Origin of the sequence: Alteromonas sp. DY56-G5 (genome assembly GCF_041414725.1) — a bacterium.
Classification (GTDB): Bacteria; Pseudomonadota; Gammaproteobacteria; order Enterobacterales; family Alteromonadaceae; genus Alteromonas; species Alteromonas macleodii.
The window spans coordinates 1-16680 of the sequence record NZ_JANHZQ010000013.1 but is presented as its reverse complement, the minus strand read 5'-3'; the positions used below and the strand labels follow the sequence as shown (position 1 = coordinate 16680).

Genomic DNA, 16680 nt, shown 5'->3' with positions numbered 1-16680 from the left:
AAGGGCTCTTTAGGCCACTCATTTGAGTGGCCTTTTTTTTGCCACCTTTGGTCAGCTTTTATCTCGTTTTTTGAAACCGAAAAGCTTATATTCGCTTGTATACTGGTGAAAACAGAAAGAATGGAGATTCGAATGAAAATAGGTGCGGCGATAGTAATGGCGATGGGCATGGTGGTTGCTGTGTCTTTACTTGGTGTTCAGGTGTCTTCCGCCATGAACGATATGCAAACGTGGGATAGAGTAGTAACCGTAAAAGGATTGTCAGAGCGAGAATACATTGCTGATCAGGTTATTTGGCCTATTCAATTTGTCGACGCGGGCAATGACTTACCTCAACTATATGAACATATTGAAAAGAATAGCCTTCAGGTGGCTAGCTTTTTAGAAGAGAAGGGCATTTCAGCAGAAAGCATTACTATTGGAAAGCCTGAAATAAATGACAAATTGGCGCAACAATACGGAAGTAGTGAAAAAGCGCCATTTCGCTACAGTGCCATTCAAACCGTTACTGTCTTTTCAAATGATGTTGAAAAGGTGCGAGCGCTTATGCAGCAAATTGGGGAGTTAATTAAAACTGGTATTGTATTATCAGACCAAAGCTACCGCGCTCAGCCCGACTATGTATTTACCCGCTTAAACGAAGTAAAGCCGGAAATGATTGAAGAAGCTACGCTCAATGCGAGAGAGGTTGCGGAAAAATTTGCCAAAGATTCAAAAAGTACGTTGGGCAAAATTAAGCGCGCTAACCAAGGGCAGTTCAGTATTTCTAGTCGCGACAGTCATCATCCACATATAAAGAAAGTGCGCGTGGTTTCTACTATCGAATACACACTTATCGACTAGCGCATCAGGCTTTCGAACATGGTGTAGCAGTCAACAGGCCGTATTTCGTGCTATGCTTTGTCATATCGAAAAGGCCTGCGAGTCGAATTGCTTAGTTTTAAAGCAGCGTGGCTTAGATGATTGGAATGCCTTACTGCTAATGTCTAGTGGCTAGATGTTGGAGTATGCGTTTTAATTTATATTGATAAAGCTAAAGCGTGGCCACTGTTGCTTGCTTGAAAATGCAGCCTAAGTGGTATTCGTTTCACCTTTTGAAGGTTATGCCACTGACATGACGGAACAAAAATCACAATCCCAACAGCTGGAGTTTTTTGAAATTCCAAGCCCATGCATTGGTGTGTGTGAGTCAGGTCCAAGGGGTTTCTGTAAAGGGTGCTATCGAAGTCGCGACGAGCGCCTGTACTGGCTTAAGGTTGATGATGCAACTAAACGTAAAATAATCAGCGCCTGTGCTCGGCGCAAAAAAGCGGTGCTGACGCGCGCTCGCAAGCAACAGCAAAAAGAGCTGGGGGAATCAATTGGGCAGTTCACGCTGTTTGATGATCCGCCAAGTTCAGAATAAGCGGCCTTGAGTTTGTAAAAAGTAGACTGAGAGTTTCTAGATGTCGTTAGATAAGTATGTTTCGTATGCCGCGAAATCATTTACGTTACCGGATATATGCGTGCGCCTGCGTTCAACATTAGACGATCCCCGTTCCAGCGCCGAGGATATTGGCGAGCTTATAAGTGCTGATCCCTCTCTTACCGCGAAGGTACTAAGGCTGGCGAATAGCTCGCTGTTTCGGTTTCCTTCTCAAGTAGAATCTGTTGCCAAAGCAATCAGTGTGATTGGAGGCGAAGCCCTGTATAACTTGGTAATTGCAGAAACTGCCAGCACAGCATTTAAACGCTTTGATACTAAGTTAATAAATTTAGACAAACATTGGTATGCATCAGTGTATTGCGGCATGGTGGCCAAAAGTCTTGCGATGAGACTTAACGTGCGCGGAGCAGAACGCTTCTTTGTAATGGGTATATTGCAAAACTTAAGTGAACTGGTCGTGGCCAAGAAAGAAACTAAACGCTATCAGTCATACCTGAATGCTGAGACGAACGGGTTACCGCACGTTAATCAGTTGGAGCATTTCGGTTTTACGTTTGCTCATTGCAGCGGTATCATACTAGAAAATTGGCACTTACCTATTGGGTTGTACTATCCGGTAACGTTCATGAATGATGAAGCTAAACATAAATCTGATGTAGATATCTGCGTCCTGTGTTTAGCAAATCGAATTACGGTAAGTCAGTTAAATAAAGAAAGTTACGCTGACATTGAACTTTTTACCCCTGAGATAGCCAATACAGTAAGTCTCAACATGGAAGTGATAAGTAATTCAATTGAATACGCCGAACAAGAAACGGCAAAAATTGTGTCGCTTATTCACTGAGCTTTCGGTGCAACAACTCCGTTACTTTACTGATAATTAGCAAAATGTAGTAAAGCTCATCCAGAGGATTGGTATAACAAGCGTCGTACTAAGACGTAATCTAAAAACTATAAAGCTCAACGTAAATCAGATTATGTTCAAAAAAATCTTCCGGCCAAGCATTGTTGTTGGCATTGTTTGTTGCTGCGTGTGTGTGCACGCAAGTGCGAGGGATCTTATACAAACCCTCTATCACGCAGACTTCACGCCCGACACCGATGATGAAATTCCTCGTTTTACGCTAGACGGTGAACTAGGTGCACTTGTAAACACCGGAAACACCTCAGCTGCCAGCGTGAAAGCCGCGGTCAATGCGGACCATGAAACAGAAAATTGGAGCAGTATCTACTTCGCAGAGTTGCTCTATAAAGAAAGCGGTACGCCAACAACAGAGCGGGACATCAGCGCCCAGCGCTTTTTCACTAGCGCGCAGTTCGACTATAAACTAATGACGCCTGGTCGCCGTCTTTTTATGTACGGTGATTACGAAGACGATCAATTTACCGGTTACGATCACCGTGCTTCGCTGGCAGCGGGCTGGTCTCAGCGCCTCTGGCGCAGTGAAGACAGTGAGTTTCGCTATAGCATTGGTCCTGGCTACAGTTTTATTGAAGCTGAAGAAGATAATGAAAGCGTAGTCAACGATGGCATCATTGTAAGAGCGTCCGCCGAATACAAATACCACTGGAGTTCAGGTGCCAAGCTAAGGCAGTTTGTTAGCACTGAGGCGGGTGAAGAAAATATGAAATCGCGGTCAGAAACTTCGCTTTCAGCCAACGTATTCGGTTCACTGGCGATGAAGCTATCCTTCATACTAAACCATGAAACAGACACCGCAGAAGATGTTGCAGCCTTAAGCACAGAGACCTCTGTGGCGCTGGTCTATCAGTTTTTTTAGTCAATTAGTGTAAATTAACGGGTTATCTTTGGCTTTTTATCGTGTTCGCATTGACTGAGAGCTTTGAAAATGTACACTGCGCACCATTGTTTCTAGTGCTTGTCGCCTCGCGGCGCTGTCTAGCAGATCTCTTTTAAAAACTCGTGTTGTACCGCCTTGCAGTTCAAAAGGTATCGAGTACAACGAATGGACCGATAATCAATAGGATTGTTCAATGAAAAAGCAAGTGCTTGCATCTTTAATTGCAATTTCTCTTTCTCCAGCCGCTTTTGCTCAAGACGATGACGTTAAGCCTTTTACAATGGAAGGTGAGCTAGGTTTTATTTCGACTTCAGGTAACACTGAAACCACGTCAATCAGTGCGGGTATACAGGCTCACCAAGAGCTTGAAAAATGGAGTAACGACTACGTTTTAAAAGGTCTGTACAAACAGGAAACTGTTCAACAAGAAAATGATGCAGGCGAGCAAGAAGATATCGAGTTTACTTCTGCACAGAAGTTCTTTGGCTCAGCCCAGGGTAACTACAAACTAGAAAATCCTGATAACCGTTTGTTCGGCTTCGCTTCATATGAAGACGATCGCTTTAGTAACTTTAATTACCAATCAACTATTGCTGCGGGTTGGAACCAAAAAGTACTTGAGAACAAGCGTCACACCCTTGAATACTCAATCGGTCCTGGTTACTCATTCATCGAAACTCAGGATGGTGAAAGCTTAGATAGCATGATTGTTCGTGCGTCATCAGCTTATTCTTGGAAAATTTCTGATACCGCTAAATTTACGCAAACAGTAAGTACCGAAGTGGGTTCTGATAACACGAAATCTCGTGCTGAGTCTGCCCTTACAGCTACAATCAGCGGTAACCTTTCAATGCGTCTTTCTTTTAAGCTTGACCACAACACCAATGTTGAAGACGACGTTGAAAAACTAGACACAGAAACTGCAGTTAGCTTAGTTTACAACTTCTTCTAAGCCGACCTTAGTTGCTCGGCGTATCGAAGTAGGGCTGGGCACTTCAACGCATTGAAGTAAAATCATAGGCATAAAAAAACGCTGCACATTGTGCAGCGTTTTTATTTAGTCTTAAAACAACTCTTCTTAGTGAAGAATACGTGTCTTAATTGTGCCATCAATTTGCTGAAGCTCTGCAAGTGCCTCATAACCACGGTCTTCTTTAACATCCACTACTACATAACCAATTTCTGCGTTAGTTTGTAGGTACTGGGCTTCGATGTTAATGCCTTTTTCTGCAAACGCTTGGTTAATCTGAGTAAGAATACCTGGCTGGTTTTTGTGTACGTGAAGTAGGCGTGAACGACCAGTATGCTCTGGCAGTGACACTTCAGGGAAGTTAACGGCTGACAGCGTTGAACCGTTGTCGCTGTACTTCGCGAGTTTACCCGCCACTTCAATACCAATATTTTCTTGCGCTTCTTGTGTGCTACCGCCCACATGCGGGGTCAGAATCACATTATCGAATACGCGAAGCGGCGACTCGAATTCTTCAGTATTAGATTTAGGCTCAACTGGGAATACATCAATAGCAGCGCCGTTTAGTTGGCCGCTTTCCAATGCCTTCGCAAGCGCATCGATATCCACCACAGTACCGCGAGACGCGTTAATCAAAATGCTGCCTTTCTTCATTTGAGACAATTCTTTTTCACCAATCATATCCTGAGTTTGTGGTGTTTCAGGAACGTGAAGTGAAACAACGTCAGAGGTATTAAGCAGCTTTTCAAGCGATTTGACTTGGGCAGAATTACCTAGCACAAGCTTGTCTTCGATATCGAAAAATTGAACGCGCATACCTAAGTGTTCAGCAAGGATACTCAGCTGTGTGCCTATATGGCCATAGCCAATGATACCCAGTGTTTTTCCACGGGCTTCATATGAGCCGACTGCCGTTTTTTCCCACTCACCGCGGTGAGCCTTGGCATTTTTACTCGGCACTTGGCGAAGTAAAAGGATAATTTGGCCAAGTACAAGTTCTGCAACCGAACGAGTGTTGGAAAATGGCGCGTTAAACACGGGAATGCCGCGGCGTTGGGTGGCTCCAAGATCAACTTGGTTGGTGCCAATACAGAAACAACCGATAGCCACAAGTTTTTGTGCTGCTTCAACTACCTTCTCTGTAATTTGAGTGCGCGAGCGAATACCAACAAAGTGGGCGTCTTTAATTTTCTCAATTAACTCGTCTTCAGGAAGAGAGGTTTTGAGAAATTCAATATTGCTATACCCATTGCTTTTTAGTGTCTCCAAAGCACTTTGGTGAACACCTTCCAACAACAAAATTCGGATCTTATCCTTCTCTAATGAAACTTTGCTCATGAACTCGCTATCTCTCACTGATGTAATTGTGGTTTGCTTGCACCGCCAATCCAAGACTCTCAGAAACTTGCAGTATTCAACACAAAGCTGTGTATAACCTGCGCTGCAACGACATCGCTTTGCAGCTCTGAAAGGCTTGCTTGGGCGTTATTGCTACCAAACTTTTATAATCACGTTGATTGCTTTCGTTATTAAGGAATTGGCCTTAACTAACGTAAAGGTTGAGACGCTTAGTGAACTTTTTTAAGGACATCTAGACGTCTAAACGGAAACTAACAGAAAACGCGTTAAGTTGAAAGTAGTATTTTGTATAGCTTTTCACCGCACTATACGTCTTACTCAGTTATCACTTAAAGGTTTCAACACCACTATCTGTAGCACTTAGCACTATGTCCGCGCCTCGTAGTGCGAAAATGCCGTTCGTTACCACGCCAGGAATGTTATTTATTTTTTGTTCTAGCTCACGAGGATTCAGAATCTCAAGGTTGTGAACATCTAAAATAACGTTGCCGTTATCGGTGACAACACCTTGCCTATATTCAGGATCGCCACCAAGCTTTACTAGCTCTCGTGCTACGAAAGAGCGAGCCATGGGAATAACTTCAACGGGAAGGGGGAACGAGCCCAACACAGGAACGCGCTTGCTTTCATCAACAATACACACAAACGTGGTCGCCGCACCGGCTACAATTTTCTCGCGAGTGAGTGCTGCGCCTCCGCCTTTAATCATATGCTTGTGTTCGGTGACTTCATCGGCACCGTCGATATAAACCGATAGATTGCTGACTTCGTTTAACTCGAACACCTCAATGCCCAAGGCTTTTAAACGCTCGGTAGAGGCTTCTGAACTTGATACTGCACCCTCAATTTTGTGTTTAATTTTACCGAGTTCTTCAATAAAAAAATTTACGGTAGAACCTGTACCCACACCGACAATGCTGTCTGCTTCAACATATTCGATGGCTGCTTTGGCTACGGCTTGTTTTTTTGCGTTCTGATCCATGGTCATTCTCCGACTTATTGTGTTCGCAAGTGTAACTTATAAGCGCACGTGAACCCACAAGTTCGTATGTTCAATTTGTTATAATGACTATCACGGTTTAGTGAATTGCAGTGTGCGCGAGGGCGTCACGATGGCATCAAGGGGGACATCCCATGGTGCAATGGGCAGAGCATCTACTTCTTGAATGTCGTGGGCAATACCCACTAACTTGGGCGTTTTACTGCCCGAAAGTGAATGTGAATCTGGCGCGCGTTGGGTAAAACTTAAAGTTCGGTCGTAGTAGCCGCCCCCCATACCGAGGCGATTGCCGTTTACATCAAACCCTACAAGAGGCATAAGAATAACGTCGCATTGCCTAACGGGAACGACGTTTTCACACGACAATACTGGCTCTTCAATGTTGTACTTATTCTTCACCAATTGAGAGTGCTGGGTATAAGACAAAAATAACAAATGTCCTTTACATACGGGGTGTAATACAGGTAGTGCGAATTTTTTATCATGTGAAGACTGCCAAATAGACTCAATAAAATACGTTAAATCGACCTCGCCATCGTTAACCAAATATCCGGCTATGGTCGTGCTGTTATCAAGAAAGGGCATTGTACGTAGTCGTGAAGCAATGCGCTTAGCGGCGTCCGTATGTTGCTGGTTAGTTAACCCTCGGCGTGCCTCGCGAAGCTTTTTTCTAAGCTGAGCGCGGGCCTGCATATCTTCTTTAGAAACGCTTGTTTGTATGGTTTGCGACGGCGCAATATGCGTTGGTTTCATTGCTAAAGCTGGTGCTGAAGCCGTTTCCGTTGAATTAACCTTGTTAGACGTCAACGATCTAGAAGTACCGCTTCCTGAAGATGAGGGGGACATGGTAGAGGAGTTCTCCTGTCTTACAATTGAGTTAGCTTATACTACCACGGCTGTTAAAAAGGTTTGCTGAGCCAGATAAAGATGACTCAGGTAAAATCACTTTGGTAAAACTACTTAGACAAAACTATTTAGATAAAGCTACTTAAATAAAACAAATAGAATCATTGGTCTGGATGCCCTAAATAGTGATTGAGCACACGCATCAATTCACTACTATCTATGGGTTTAGTGAGTACGTCATCAAGACCTTGTTCTCGCAAATATTCAGGCTGGGTAATGACATCGGCCGTCAATGCAACAATAGGCAAGTTTGGCTTAAACCCCTTTATTTTTACTGTTGCTTCATCGCCTTGAATACCTGGTAAATTAAGATCCATAAGAACTAAGTCGACGGGATTAGACTTGGCGTATTCAACGCCTTCCTCGCCAGTGCTTACCACAGAAAGCGACACGCCCAGTTTTTCAAACAAAGTTTGAATAACCACTTGGTTTATATAGTGGTCTTCAACTACCAATACATTTACTGAGTTATCTATGTTTACTTGGGCAACAAAGCTACGCGGTTGTGCCTCAACGAACTGGTTTGCGCTTAGGGCGTCGGCAGGTAAGGTCACACTTATTCGGGTACCGTGATTCAATTTACTACTAACTTTAATAGACCCGTCCATGAGCTCGACAAGGCGCTTCGATATGTTCAAGCCTAAGCCGGTTCCACTTATTTGACGGGCGTTTTCCATTCGCTCGAAAGGTGTAAAAAGCCGTTTTTGATCGTCATCGCTCATACCAATGCCTTGATCAATGACATTAAATATTACCTTGCCGCTTTTGTATTTTACCTGCGCTTTTACTGACTTGCCCTGATTAGTGAACTTAATCGCATTCGACAGCAAGTTAAGCGCTACTTGACCAAATTTGGTGTCATCGAAAAACAACGAGTCGGGCACAGCGTCATCAATACTGGTGCTAAATACGATACCGCTGTCTTCAGCGCGGATCTTAGTAAGCGAAAATAAGTGGGTGAAAAAGTCTTTGGTATTCACCGCGCGTGGCATTACACGCATTTTCCCCGCTTCTATCTGCTTTATATCTAAAACAGAATTTACTATTTCTAAAAGCCTTTCACCGCTTTGGCTTACATGAGAAAGCGGGGTGGTAAATGACGAGGGCAAATTTAACTTTTGGGCTTCGCCTTCAAGTAACTGACTAAACGTATTTATGGCATTAAGCGGTGTTCTAATTTCGTGGCTTACGTAAGAAAGAAAGTCAGACTTGAATTGACTGGTGCGCTCAAGCTCTCGGTTTTTCCGCTTTAACTCTAAATGTGCTACTACCGATTTACTTAGTGTTTGAAGTGATGCTTTTTGTGTTTCGGTCAGGTTACGTGGTTTGCAATCAATGGCGCACAGCGTGCCAATTGCATGGCCAGACGGGGTAATCAGTGGTGCGCCGGCGTAAAACCGAATATCAGGCGCGCCAGTCACTAGCGGGTTATCGTGAAACCGGGGGTCTAACGTAGCGTTAGGTATTTCAAACACATCGCTTTGCAAAATAGCATGTGAGCAAAACGCGATATCTCGTGATGTTTCTTCTGCGTCTAAACCTACCCGTGATTTAAACCATTGGCGGTTTGGATCAATGAGGCTGATAAGCGCGATAGGGGTTTCACAAATTTGAGAGGCCAGGGCTGTAAGGTCATCAAAGAGTTGTTCAGCTTCAGTATCAAGTACGTCGTAGCTGAGCAGTTCGGCAAGACGTTCATCTTCATTTTGAGGGAGGGGCGCCGCTTTCATAACCGTTAAGTTTAAACCTAGCTTTAAATAAAAAAGGGATTGTGTATTAACAATCCCTTAACCATATCATAGAGCGTAGGTGTCTATGAATAGTTGTTCCAGCTTTTTGTGGTCAACTTTAGTCGCTACCTTTATGGTATTTGCTTCATTCCATAGCGGACTCGGTGTTGTACCTTTAGGCGCAACTACGGTTTGCCCTCTATCTAGTGTCCCTGTTCCAACGCGTACGTGACCTTCAGTCAGTTCAAATAGCTCAGGGTGACGAAGGTGGGCAATCGGGAAGGCATCGTGGAAGAAACACACGCGATCTTCACGGTTTTGCGAGTAGAAATCCATGTAGAACTGAGCGCTTTCTTTCACAAAACCACCAAGGGTATTGTTTTTCTCTTCAAGCTTTTCAACAAAGGCTGGTGAGAATGGCGTGAAGTTTGTCACGTCCAAACCAAACATGGTCAGTTCCCAGTCTGCTGCGAAAACGATTTCTGCTGCATGTGCATCGTTCCAAATGTTCGCTTCAGCTACCGGCGTAACGTTACCTGGTACAAACGCTGCACCACCCATTATGCTAACGCCTTTTACCAACTTAGGAAGTTCTGGCTCAAGACGAAGCGCAAGGGCCAAGTTACCTAGTGGGCCAATAGCAACAATGGTGACTTCACCAGGGTACTTACGTGCCATATCAACAATAAACTGCGCAGAACTGCGTGGGTCAAGCTCGGTTTTAGGCGCTTCTGGTTTAATATGACCGAAGCCGTGCTCACCGTGTACGAAGTGTGCGTACGTTGACTCTGGGCCAACCCATGGCATGCCAACACCTTTAGTTACAGGAATATCTTTACCTGCAATCTCGCAAAGCGTCAGTGCGTTTTGCGCTGCCATTGTTACTGGAACGTTACCGTAAACGGTCGTTAAGCCAAGTACTTCAATGTCTGGAGACTGAAAGGCGAAAAAGATCGCCATTGCATCATCAATCCCCGGATCCGTATCTAATATGATCTTATGTGCCATCAATTTATCTCAGTGCGTCTTGCTAGTTGGCGTGTTTCGCTAAGAAACGATCCACTTCTTTTTGTGTTGGAATACTCTGCGCTGCGCCCTCGCGGGTTACCGCAATGGCTGAAGCTGCACACCCGCGACGCAATGCTTGTTTAGCATCGGTGTGGTTGCTATATGCAGACAGGAAATAACCGATAAAGGTGTCACCGGCTGCGGTGGTATCAACCGCGTCTACAGAGAATGCTTTTACTTCTACAACATCGTTTTTGCGCAGCATCATTACACCCGCTTTACCCAGTGTAATAATAACTTCGCTGTGTGACCACTGCTCTTTGAACACTGTCACAATATCTTCAAGTTCTTCTTTACCGGTAATCGCAGCAGCTTCGGTTTCATTTACAATAAGTAAATCTACACAGTCTAACGGAAGCTGTTTAACCGATTCGCTCATAGGCGCCGGGTTAAAGGCTACTTTAAGCTGCTTTTCTTTCGCTTGGCGAAGTACTTCTTCAATGCTGCTTGTTTCATTTTGGGTTAGTACCCAATCTGAAGGACGCGTATCGTCTAACGCTTGCATTACGGTTTTTGCGGTAATGGTTTGGTTAGCACCACCAAATAATACAATGGCGTTTTCACCGCTAGGCGTGACTTGGATAATCGCGTGACCTGAAGGAACTTCTGAGCACTTTACGCCACGACAATCAACACCCTTCTTAATAAGAGCTTGTTTAAATGAGGCGTCGTTTTCGTGAATGCTGCCGACGTGTCTTACGTCTGCACCTGCTTGCGCTAAAGCAATAGACTGGTTTGCACCCTTACCACCTAATAAGGTTTGATAATGGGTAGAGGCCAACGTCTCACCAGGTTGTACAAAGTGATCTACCTGATAAACGTGGTCAATATTTATAGAGCCAAAATTTATTATTGCCATTTCTTCTTCCGTCGAAAGAGGGCGCTTCCCAGAATGCCGCTGTCCATGTTTCGCCCGTGAACCGAAAAGTTCAGGGCGGAAGTATCACAATTGCCGTAGGCTTCTCGATACGCGTCGAGCTTGCACAATAGCAGCTGTTTCAACTTCCTTGGTTTAAAGCATCGGCCAGGGACATGAATGAACTAGCAAACATCCCAGGAAACATTGTTGTTGTATTAACGCAACAGGGTATAACAAACGCGAGATCCAGTGAAGAGGATCACCTAAAGCGCTTTATAACTATTTTGCGTGGTGATTATAAAAGCGGTAAAAAAATATTACTTTTCTTGACCAATTGGTCAGCAATTATACACGCATATAAGAGAAGCTCAATAATAACCAACAAGCTATTCAGGCATTAAAGGCTAATGAACGTTGTCACGCTGTTGCGAAAGGAATTCCGTATCCAACACCAGCGATCTTAGATGAATTCTGACGATGTTGCTAGCCGTCCGGCAACGAATTTAGCTAAATAGCCGCAAATTAAATATCGTTTGAACAGTGAGTAAACAACGTTTAAGTACCGTTGTGTAAAGTGTGTACGACACAGTGTTATTAGACCTTCAATGTACTTTTGCTGTTTGTTCAAAGTTAGAGCAGTGGCAGGGCAAAAAGAGGCGTTACACATTGATTTTTGCTAGTATTAACTCCATCAAGAGATGACAGTGACGTAAGTCGCCGCCAAAATAGACGGTAGTTAATCGCTATATAAAAGTGGCGCCTGTATCTCAAACTATTCAAAACAAAAGAGAACAATTCGTGGAAAAACAGCTCGATTACGATAGCGTAAGTAATAAATTGTCTCAGCAAGGCGTAATTGTTGATGCTGCAGAAGTGCATGGCATCCTGTGCGGTATGCTTTGCGGAGGCATGTCGCTTACCGACCAAAAATGGCTAGAAGCGTTAAGTGAAACCATTAATCAGGGTGATGCGTTTAGCGACCCTACCCAGCACCTTTTAAATAGCCTTTTCAATCAAACCTGTCAGCAGCTTCTTGAGCCTGAATTCGCGCTCAATTTGTTACTTCCTGATGATCAAGCGCCTATCAACGATCGCGGTGCTGCGCTAATAAACTGGGTGCAAGGTTTCATGCTTGGGTTTGGTCTACACCAGCAAGACCTTATGCAATGTTCTGACGACGTAAAAGAAGCACTTGAAGACTTTTCAGATATTTCACGTATGGAAGAGCCAATGGACGCGGACGAAGAGTCTGAGAAGGCGCTGTTAGAGGTTGAAGAATACGTGAAAATTTCAGCAATTTTATGCTTCAGCGAACTGGGCCAATCACTTCTAGATGATCAACAAGACACGCCATCCGTACACTAGTAATTAACTGAAGATATTAAAAGTGGCCGTAAGTCGCCATCCGTTTTAACGAGATTTTTTAGGGTTTTCTCTTTTATGATTAGTGCGCAAGAGTTTATCGCCAGGCAGGACCGACTGCTTGCACAGTGCGAGCCGAATAGTGTGTGTATTGTGCCTGCAGCAGGTATGGTAACCCGAAGTCGCGATACCGAATATACATTCAGGCAAGATAGCGACTTTTGGTATCTGACAGGATTTGAAGAGCCTAATGCTTGGTTGATATTGTCTAACCACCCTCGTTACGGTGAAAGTTATCGTGCAATGGTGGTACAAGAGAAAGACAAAAGTGCAGAAATTTGGCACGGCAAACGTTTAGGGGCTGAAGCTGCACTTGCTCGATTTAGTCTAGATGAAGCGTTTGAGTTGCAAGAACTTGAAGAAGCGCTGTTAGCGTCAATTCAAGGTCAGGACAATGTGTACTTTTCGTTGGGTCACAAGAAAGACAATGACCTGTTATTTTCTGAAGCGCTAAACACCTTGCGCGATGCGCCTAAAGAATCACTGGCGCCAAGGGCGATTCACGACTTACAGCCTATTTTACACGAAATGCGCTTATTCAAGTCAGCGTGTGAAGTGGCCATGATGAAAGCGGCGGGTGAGATAAGCGCACGTGCGCACAAGCGATCTATGCAGTTCGCCGCGCCTGGTTGTTACGAGTACCAGCTAGAAGCTGAAATTCACCATGAATTTGCGATGGCGGGAGCCCGTTCACCTGCTTATAGCACTATTGTTGGAAGCGGCGACAATGCGTGTATTTTGCATTACACGCAAAATAACGCGCAGGTAAATGACGGTGACTTGATCTTGATCGATGCAGGTGCTGAATATCAAGGTTATGCTGCGGATATCACGCGAACGTTTCCTGCAAATGGAAAGTTCACACATGCTCAGCGCGAAATTTACACCGTTGTATTAAAAGCGCAAAAAAGCGTGTTAGACATGTTAGCGCCCGGCGTTACCTTGTCACAAGCTATGTTACATAGCGTAGAAATTATTACTCAAGGTTTAGTTGACCTTGGCGTTCTTGAAGGTAGTGTGGCAGAAAACCTTGAAAATGAAACGTGGCGTCAGTTTTACATGCATGGTTTAGGGCACTATTTAGGTCTAGATGTGCATGATGTAGGCAACTACAAGATTGACGGTGAAGACCGTCCGTTAAAGCCTGGCATGGTGATCACTGTTGAGCCCGGCATTTACATTAGCCAAGACAGCAACGTGCCGGAAAAATACAAAGGCATTGGTGTAAGAATTGAAGACGATGTGGTGATTACTGCGACGGGTGTCGATATTCTTACTGCAGACGTGCCAAAAGACATTGATGAAATTGAAGCGCTTATGGCTGAAAGCAGAGACTAGTTGTCAAAATTTGCTAGTTTTACCAAGGTTTGAAAAACTGCGATAAGTGTGAAATACGGAATTTTGGTTTGAGTTACCGGTTTAAGTTACGCTAAAAACTAGCCTTTAACATAAAGAAAAAATCTCAGAATTAACGCTTTTAATAATTATAGCCTCTGGGCGACAGGAAAATAAAAACAGTGGAATCGGCAGCAGCGGTTGATGTAGTAATTATTGGTGGTGGTATTGTCGGTACTGTATTAGCCAAAGCACTCGCAGAGAAAGTATCTCCTGCAAACAGCGCTGGCTTATCTGTCACCCTAATTGATGCGGCTGACCCAGAGCAAACCAGTAAGAGCTTAGTCGACTTTAACCCTTTTACCGACACCCGAGTGATTGCCTTGGCAAGACGTACTGTTGAAGAACTGTCTCACATGGGGCTAAACCTTGACGATGTAGCTAAGCAGCACAACGGTGAGTTACCTCCTCAAATTAAGCTTATTGAGGTTAGCGACAAAGGGCACTTGGGGCTATTAAACCTTCAAAGCAGTGACTACCACATTGACGCGTTCGGCCAGGTGGTGAGCTTAAGCGCACTAACGCGATTGGCGGCAGGTGCAACCTCAAGCTACCAATATATCGCACCAGCTAAAGTAACTAACGTAAAGCAGCAGTCTAATTTTGTAGAGGTGCAGCTAGATAGTGGGCAATCGCTTACTACAAAGTTGCTGGTATTGGCCGATGGCGGTCGTTCAGGATTAGCTGACCAGGTTGGCATTTCAAAAACAGTCAATGATTATCATCAAACGGCCATTGTCTTTAACGTTCACACTCAGCTCCCTCATGAAAACAGAGCTTACGAGCGTTTCACCCAAAGTGGCCCGTTAGCGTTCCTGCCTTTCGACAGTGAAATCGACGATATCAAGGCTAGTGGAAACGGCTTTTCAGTTGTATGGACCGTAGATACCGAAGCCGCAAAGTCGTTAATGGCATTAAATCAACGCGCATTTATCAAGGCCCTACAGGAAGCATTTGGCTATCGACAGGGCAAAGTACTGAGAGTCAGTGAGTTGGCAAGTTACCCGTTAGCGCTTACTAAGGCGCAGCAAGTTGCTAGTCATCGCACCGTGGTGGTAGGCAATGCGGCACAGGCGCTACATCCTATTGCAGGGCAAGGCTTCAATCTAGGCTTACGCGACTTAAGTGCTTTAGTGTCTGTTCTGCAAGCGTCAGCGGAAAAGCACGGTGAGCATAATTCATACGAAGAGAAAAGCGATACAATCGCATCAGCTAATTTCGATGCAGGCGCTTTTAGTATTACTCAGCATTACGCCAATTCGCGTAAGAATGACAGGGATAACACGATAGCCCTGACCGATACGCTAGTTCGCACCTTTTCAAACCAGTATTTTCCAACGGTAATTGGGCGTAATTTGTCGTTATTTGCATTAAGCATGATGCCCCAGGCGAAAAAAGCGTTTGTTAAATACACGACGGGCTATGGCGAAACACCACTAAGAAAAAGAGATAACAATGCAGCATGTTGATATAGCGATAGTGGGCGGCGGAATTGTAGGGCTAACCCTTGCAGCGGCGCTTAAACACAGTGAATTGAGCATAGCAATAGTCGATAAAGCGGCGTGTTATCAGACTCTGGACGAGAAGCCTACGGCGAGAGTGAGTGCCATAAACCAGGCTAATATTAAAGCGTTGCAGCAGTTTGATGTGTGGTCGCATTTGCAGCAAGACCGCGCCAACCCTTACACCGACATGCATGTATGGGACAAAGATAGTTTTGGCGACATTCATTTTTCATGCGATGAAATGGGCAGTGATGCGCTTGGCGTGATTGTAGAGAATCAGGCTTTAGTCAATGCATTGTCTAAATCTGTGGAAGCGCAGCCTAACGTGGAGTTGATCACCGCGGGTATTGATAGAGTATTAGCTGGACCAAATCAAACCATGCTGATGCTTGATAATGATGACGTGCTAAGCTGCAGGTTGTTAGTAGGCGCCGATGGCGCAAACTCGTTTGTGAGAAAGCAGGCTGGCTTGCCTATTACTTTTAAAGACTACGAGCATACGGCGATTGTCGCTAATATCAAAACGGTAGAGCCGCATAATAATGTGGCGAGACAAGCGTTCACACCCACAGGACCGCTCGCGCTACTGCCTATGTCTGAGCCAAATGTATGTTCTATTGTATGGTCGCAAACGCCAGAGCAAGCAAACTCATTAATGGCGGTGGATGACGCCGCGTTCTGCAATGCATTAACTGCGGCTAGTAATAGCGTTCTTGGCACTATTTCGCTTGAAACCAAGCGCGCCGCTTTCCCGTTGACCATGCGTTATGCACGCCAGTGGGCGAAAGACGGTGTGGTGCTGGTAGGCGATGCATCGCATACCATTCACCCGCTTGCAGGGCAGGGCGCTAACTTGGGAATGCAAGATGCGCTCGCATTGGCAGAAACCCTAAATGACTTAAAGGCGTCGGGTAAAGACATAGGTTTGTACAAGCATTTACGCAGCTACGAACGAAGCCGTAAAACAGAAGCCACGAAAATGATTGCCGCAATGGACGGCTTTAAATTCTTATTCGACGGCGACGACCCCCTCAAAAAGTTGCTCAGAGGAATTGGCCTTACAACCACAGACAAACTCAGCACCATTAAAACCGCCTTTGTCAGCCATGCCATGGGCCTATAAATCCAAAAAAATGGGGTCACAAAAAATGGGGTCAGAGTCTGAGGTATCCCCACAAATAATGACTAAAATTCAGTAAGATAAAAAATAAAGGGAACATTCATGACGTTTGGTGATC

The 16680-nt window shown here is 44.7% G+C and carries 15 protein-coding genes and 1 other RNA gene; 9 read left to right on the top strand and 7 right to left on the bottom strand.

Features of this window, described 5'->3' with window-relative positions; genetic code table 11:
• The first annotated feature begins 132 nt into the window (after window positions 1–132).
• The 5 genes from NO989_RS08650 (at window position 133) to NO989_RS08630 (ending at window position 4180) form a co-directional block, all read left to right on the top strand.
• Window positions 133–843 carry an SIMPL domain-containing protein gene (locus NO989_RS08650; RefSeq protein ID WP_014977212.1) on the top strand — a complete coding sequence of 237 codons (711 nt, stop codon included), beginning with the start codon at window positions 133–135 and terminating at the stop codon, window positions 841–843.
• Between the two features lie 271 nt (window positions 844–1114).
• Window positions 1115–1405, top strand: a complete 291-nt coding sequence (locus NO989_RS08645; protein ID WP_039228189.1) for a DUF1289 domain-containing protein — start codon at window positions 1115–1117, stop codon at window positions 1403–1405.
• 40 nt (window positions 1406–1445) lie between these two features.
• Window positions 1446–2270: an HDOD domain-containing protein gene (locus tag NO989_RS08640; RefSeq protein ID WP_281716449.1), complete on the top strand. Its 825-nt coding sequence runs from the start codon at window positions 1446–1448 to the stop codon at window positions 2268–2270.
• A gap of 133 nt (window positions 2271–2403) precedes the next feature.
• Window positions 2404–3207, top strand: coding sequence for a DUF481 domain-containing protein (locus NO989_RS08635; RefSeq protein ID WP_321824742.1), 804 nt, complete (start codon window positions 2404–2406; stop codon window positions 3205–3207).
• Between the two features lie 214 nt (window positions 3208–3421).
• Window positions 3422–4180 carry a DUF481 domain-containing protein gene (locus tag NO989_RS08630; protein WP_321824741.1) on the top strand — a complete coding sequence of 253 codons (759 nt, stop codon included), beginning with the start codon at window positions 3422–3424 and terminating at the stop codon, window positions 4178–4180.
• A gap of 126 nt (window positions 4181–4306) precedes the next feature.
• On the opposite strand, the gene serA is transcribed toward NO989_RS08630, so the two are convergent.
• From serA to ssrS, 7 genes are all read right to left on the bottom strand, one after another.
• Window positions 4307–5536 (bottom strand): phosphoglycerate dehydrogenase, encoded by a 1230-nt coding sequence (serA, locus tag NO989_RS08625; RefSeq protein WP_321824740.1) that lies wholly within the window; start codon window positions 5534–5536, stop codon window positions 4307–4309.
• Window positions 5537–5882: 346 nt separating this feature from the next.
• Window positions 5883–6539: a ribose-5-phosphate isomerase RpiA gene (rpiA, locus tag NO989_RS08620; RefSeq protein WP_014950385.1), complete on the bottom strand. Its 657-nt coding sequence runs from the start codon at window positions 6537–6539 to the stop codon at window positions 5883–5885.
• A gap of 90 nt (window positions 6540–6629) precedes the next feature.
• Window positions 6630–7250 carry a 5-formyltetrahydrofolate cyclo-ligase gene (locus NO989_RS08615; RefSeq protein WP_371342421.1) on the bottom strand — a complete coding sequence of 207 codons (621 nt, stop codon included), beginning with the start codon at window positions 7248–7250 and terminating at the stop codon, window positions 6630–6632.
• 314 nt (window positions 7251–7564) lie between these two features.
• Window positions 7565–9193, bottom strand: coding sequence for an ATP-binding protein (locus NO989_RS08610; RefSeq protein WP_269351340.1), 1629 nt, complete (start codon window positions 9191–9193; stop codon window positions 7565–7567).
• Between the two features lie 66 nt (window positions 9194–9259).
• Entirely contained in the window at window positions 9260–10201 is a 942-nt protein-coding gene (locus NO989_RS08605; RefSeq protein WP_014977204.1) for a nucleoside hydrolase, read from the bottom strand.
• Window positions 10202–10223: 22 nt separating this feature from the next.
• The gene (locus NO989_RS08600) at window positions 10224–11120 is read right to left on the bottom strand and encodes a ribokinase (protein WP_014950380.1); all 897 of its coding nucleotides are present in this window, start codon (window positions 11118–11120) and stop codon (window positions 10224–10226) included.
• Between the two features lie 21 nt (window positions 11121–11141).
• A non-coding RNA gene (ssrS, locus tag NO989_RS08595) (6S RNA) lies at window positions 11142–11324 on the bottom strand.
• Window positions 11325–11918: 594 nt separating this feature from the next.
• Here ssrS and NO989_RS08590 point away from each other — a divergent pair.
• The 4 genes from NO989_RS08590 to NO989_RS08575 all read left to right on the top strand — a co-directional run bounded on the left by NO989_RS08590 (window position 11919) and on the right by NO989_RS08575 (window position 16565).
• Window positions 11919–12485, top strand: a complete 567-nt coding sequence (locus NO989_RS08590; RefSeq protein ID WP_039228193.1) for a UPF0149 family protein — start codon at window positions 11919–11921, stop codon at window positions 12483–12485.
• Between the two features lie 75 nt (window positions 12486–12560).
• Complete coding sequence (gene pepP / locus NO989_RS08585; protein ID WP_371342395.1) at window positions 12561–13880, top strand: Xaa-Pro aminopeptidase; 1320 nt, start codon at window positions 12561–12563, stop codon at window positions 13878–13880.
• A 179-nt stretch (window positions 13881–14059) separates the two neighbouring features.
• Complete coding sequence (locus tag NO989_RS08580; protein ID WP_371342394.1) at window positions 14060–15406, top strand: FAD-dependent monooxygenase; 1347 nt, start codon at window positions 14060–14062, stop codon at window positions 15404–15406.
• Window positions 15393–16565 carry an FAD-dependent monooxygenase gene (locus NO989_RS08575; RefSeq protein WP_371342393.1) on the top strand — a complete coding sequence of 391 codons (1173 nt, stop codon included), beginning with the start codon at window positions 15393–15395 and terminating at the stop codon, window positions 16563–16565. Before NO989_RS08580 ends, NO989_RS08575 begins: the two co-directional genes overlap by 14 nt.
• The last annotated feature ends 115 nt before the right edge of the window (window positions 16566–16680 follow it).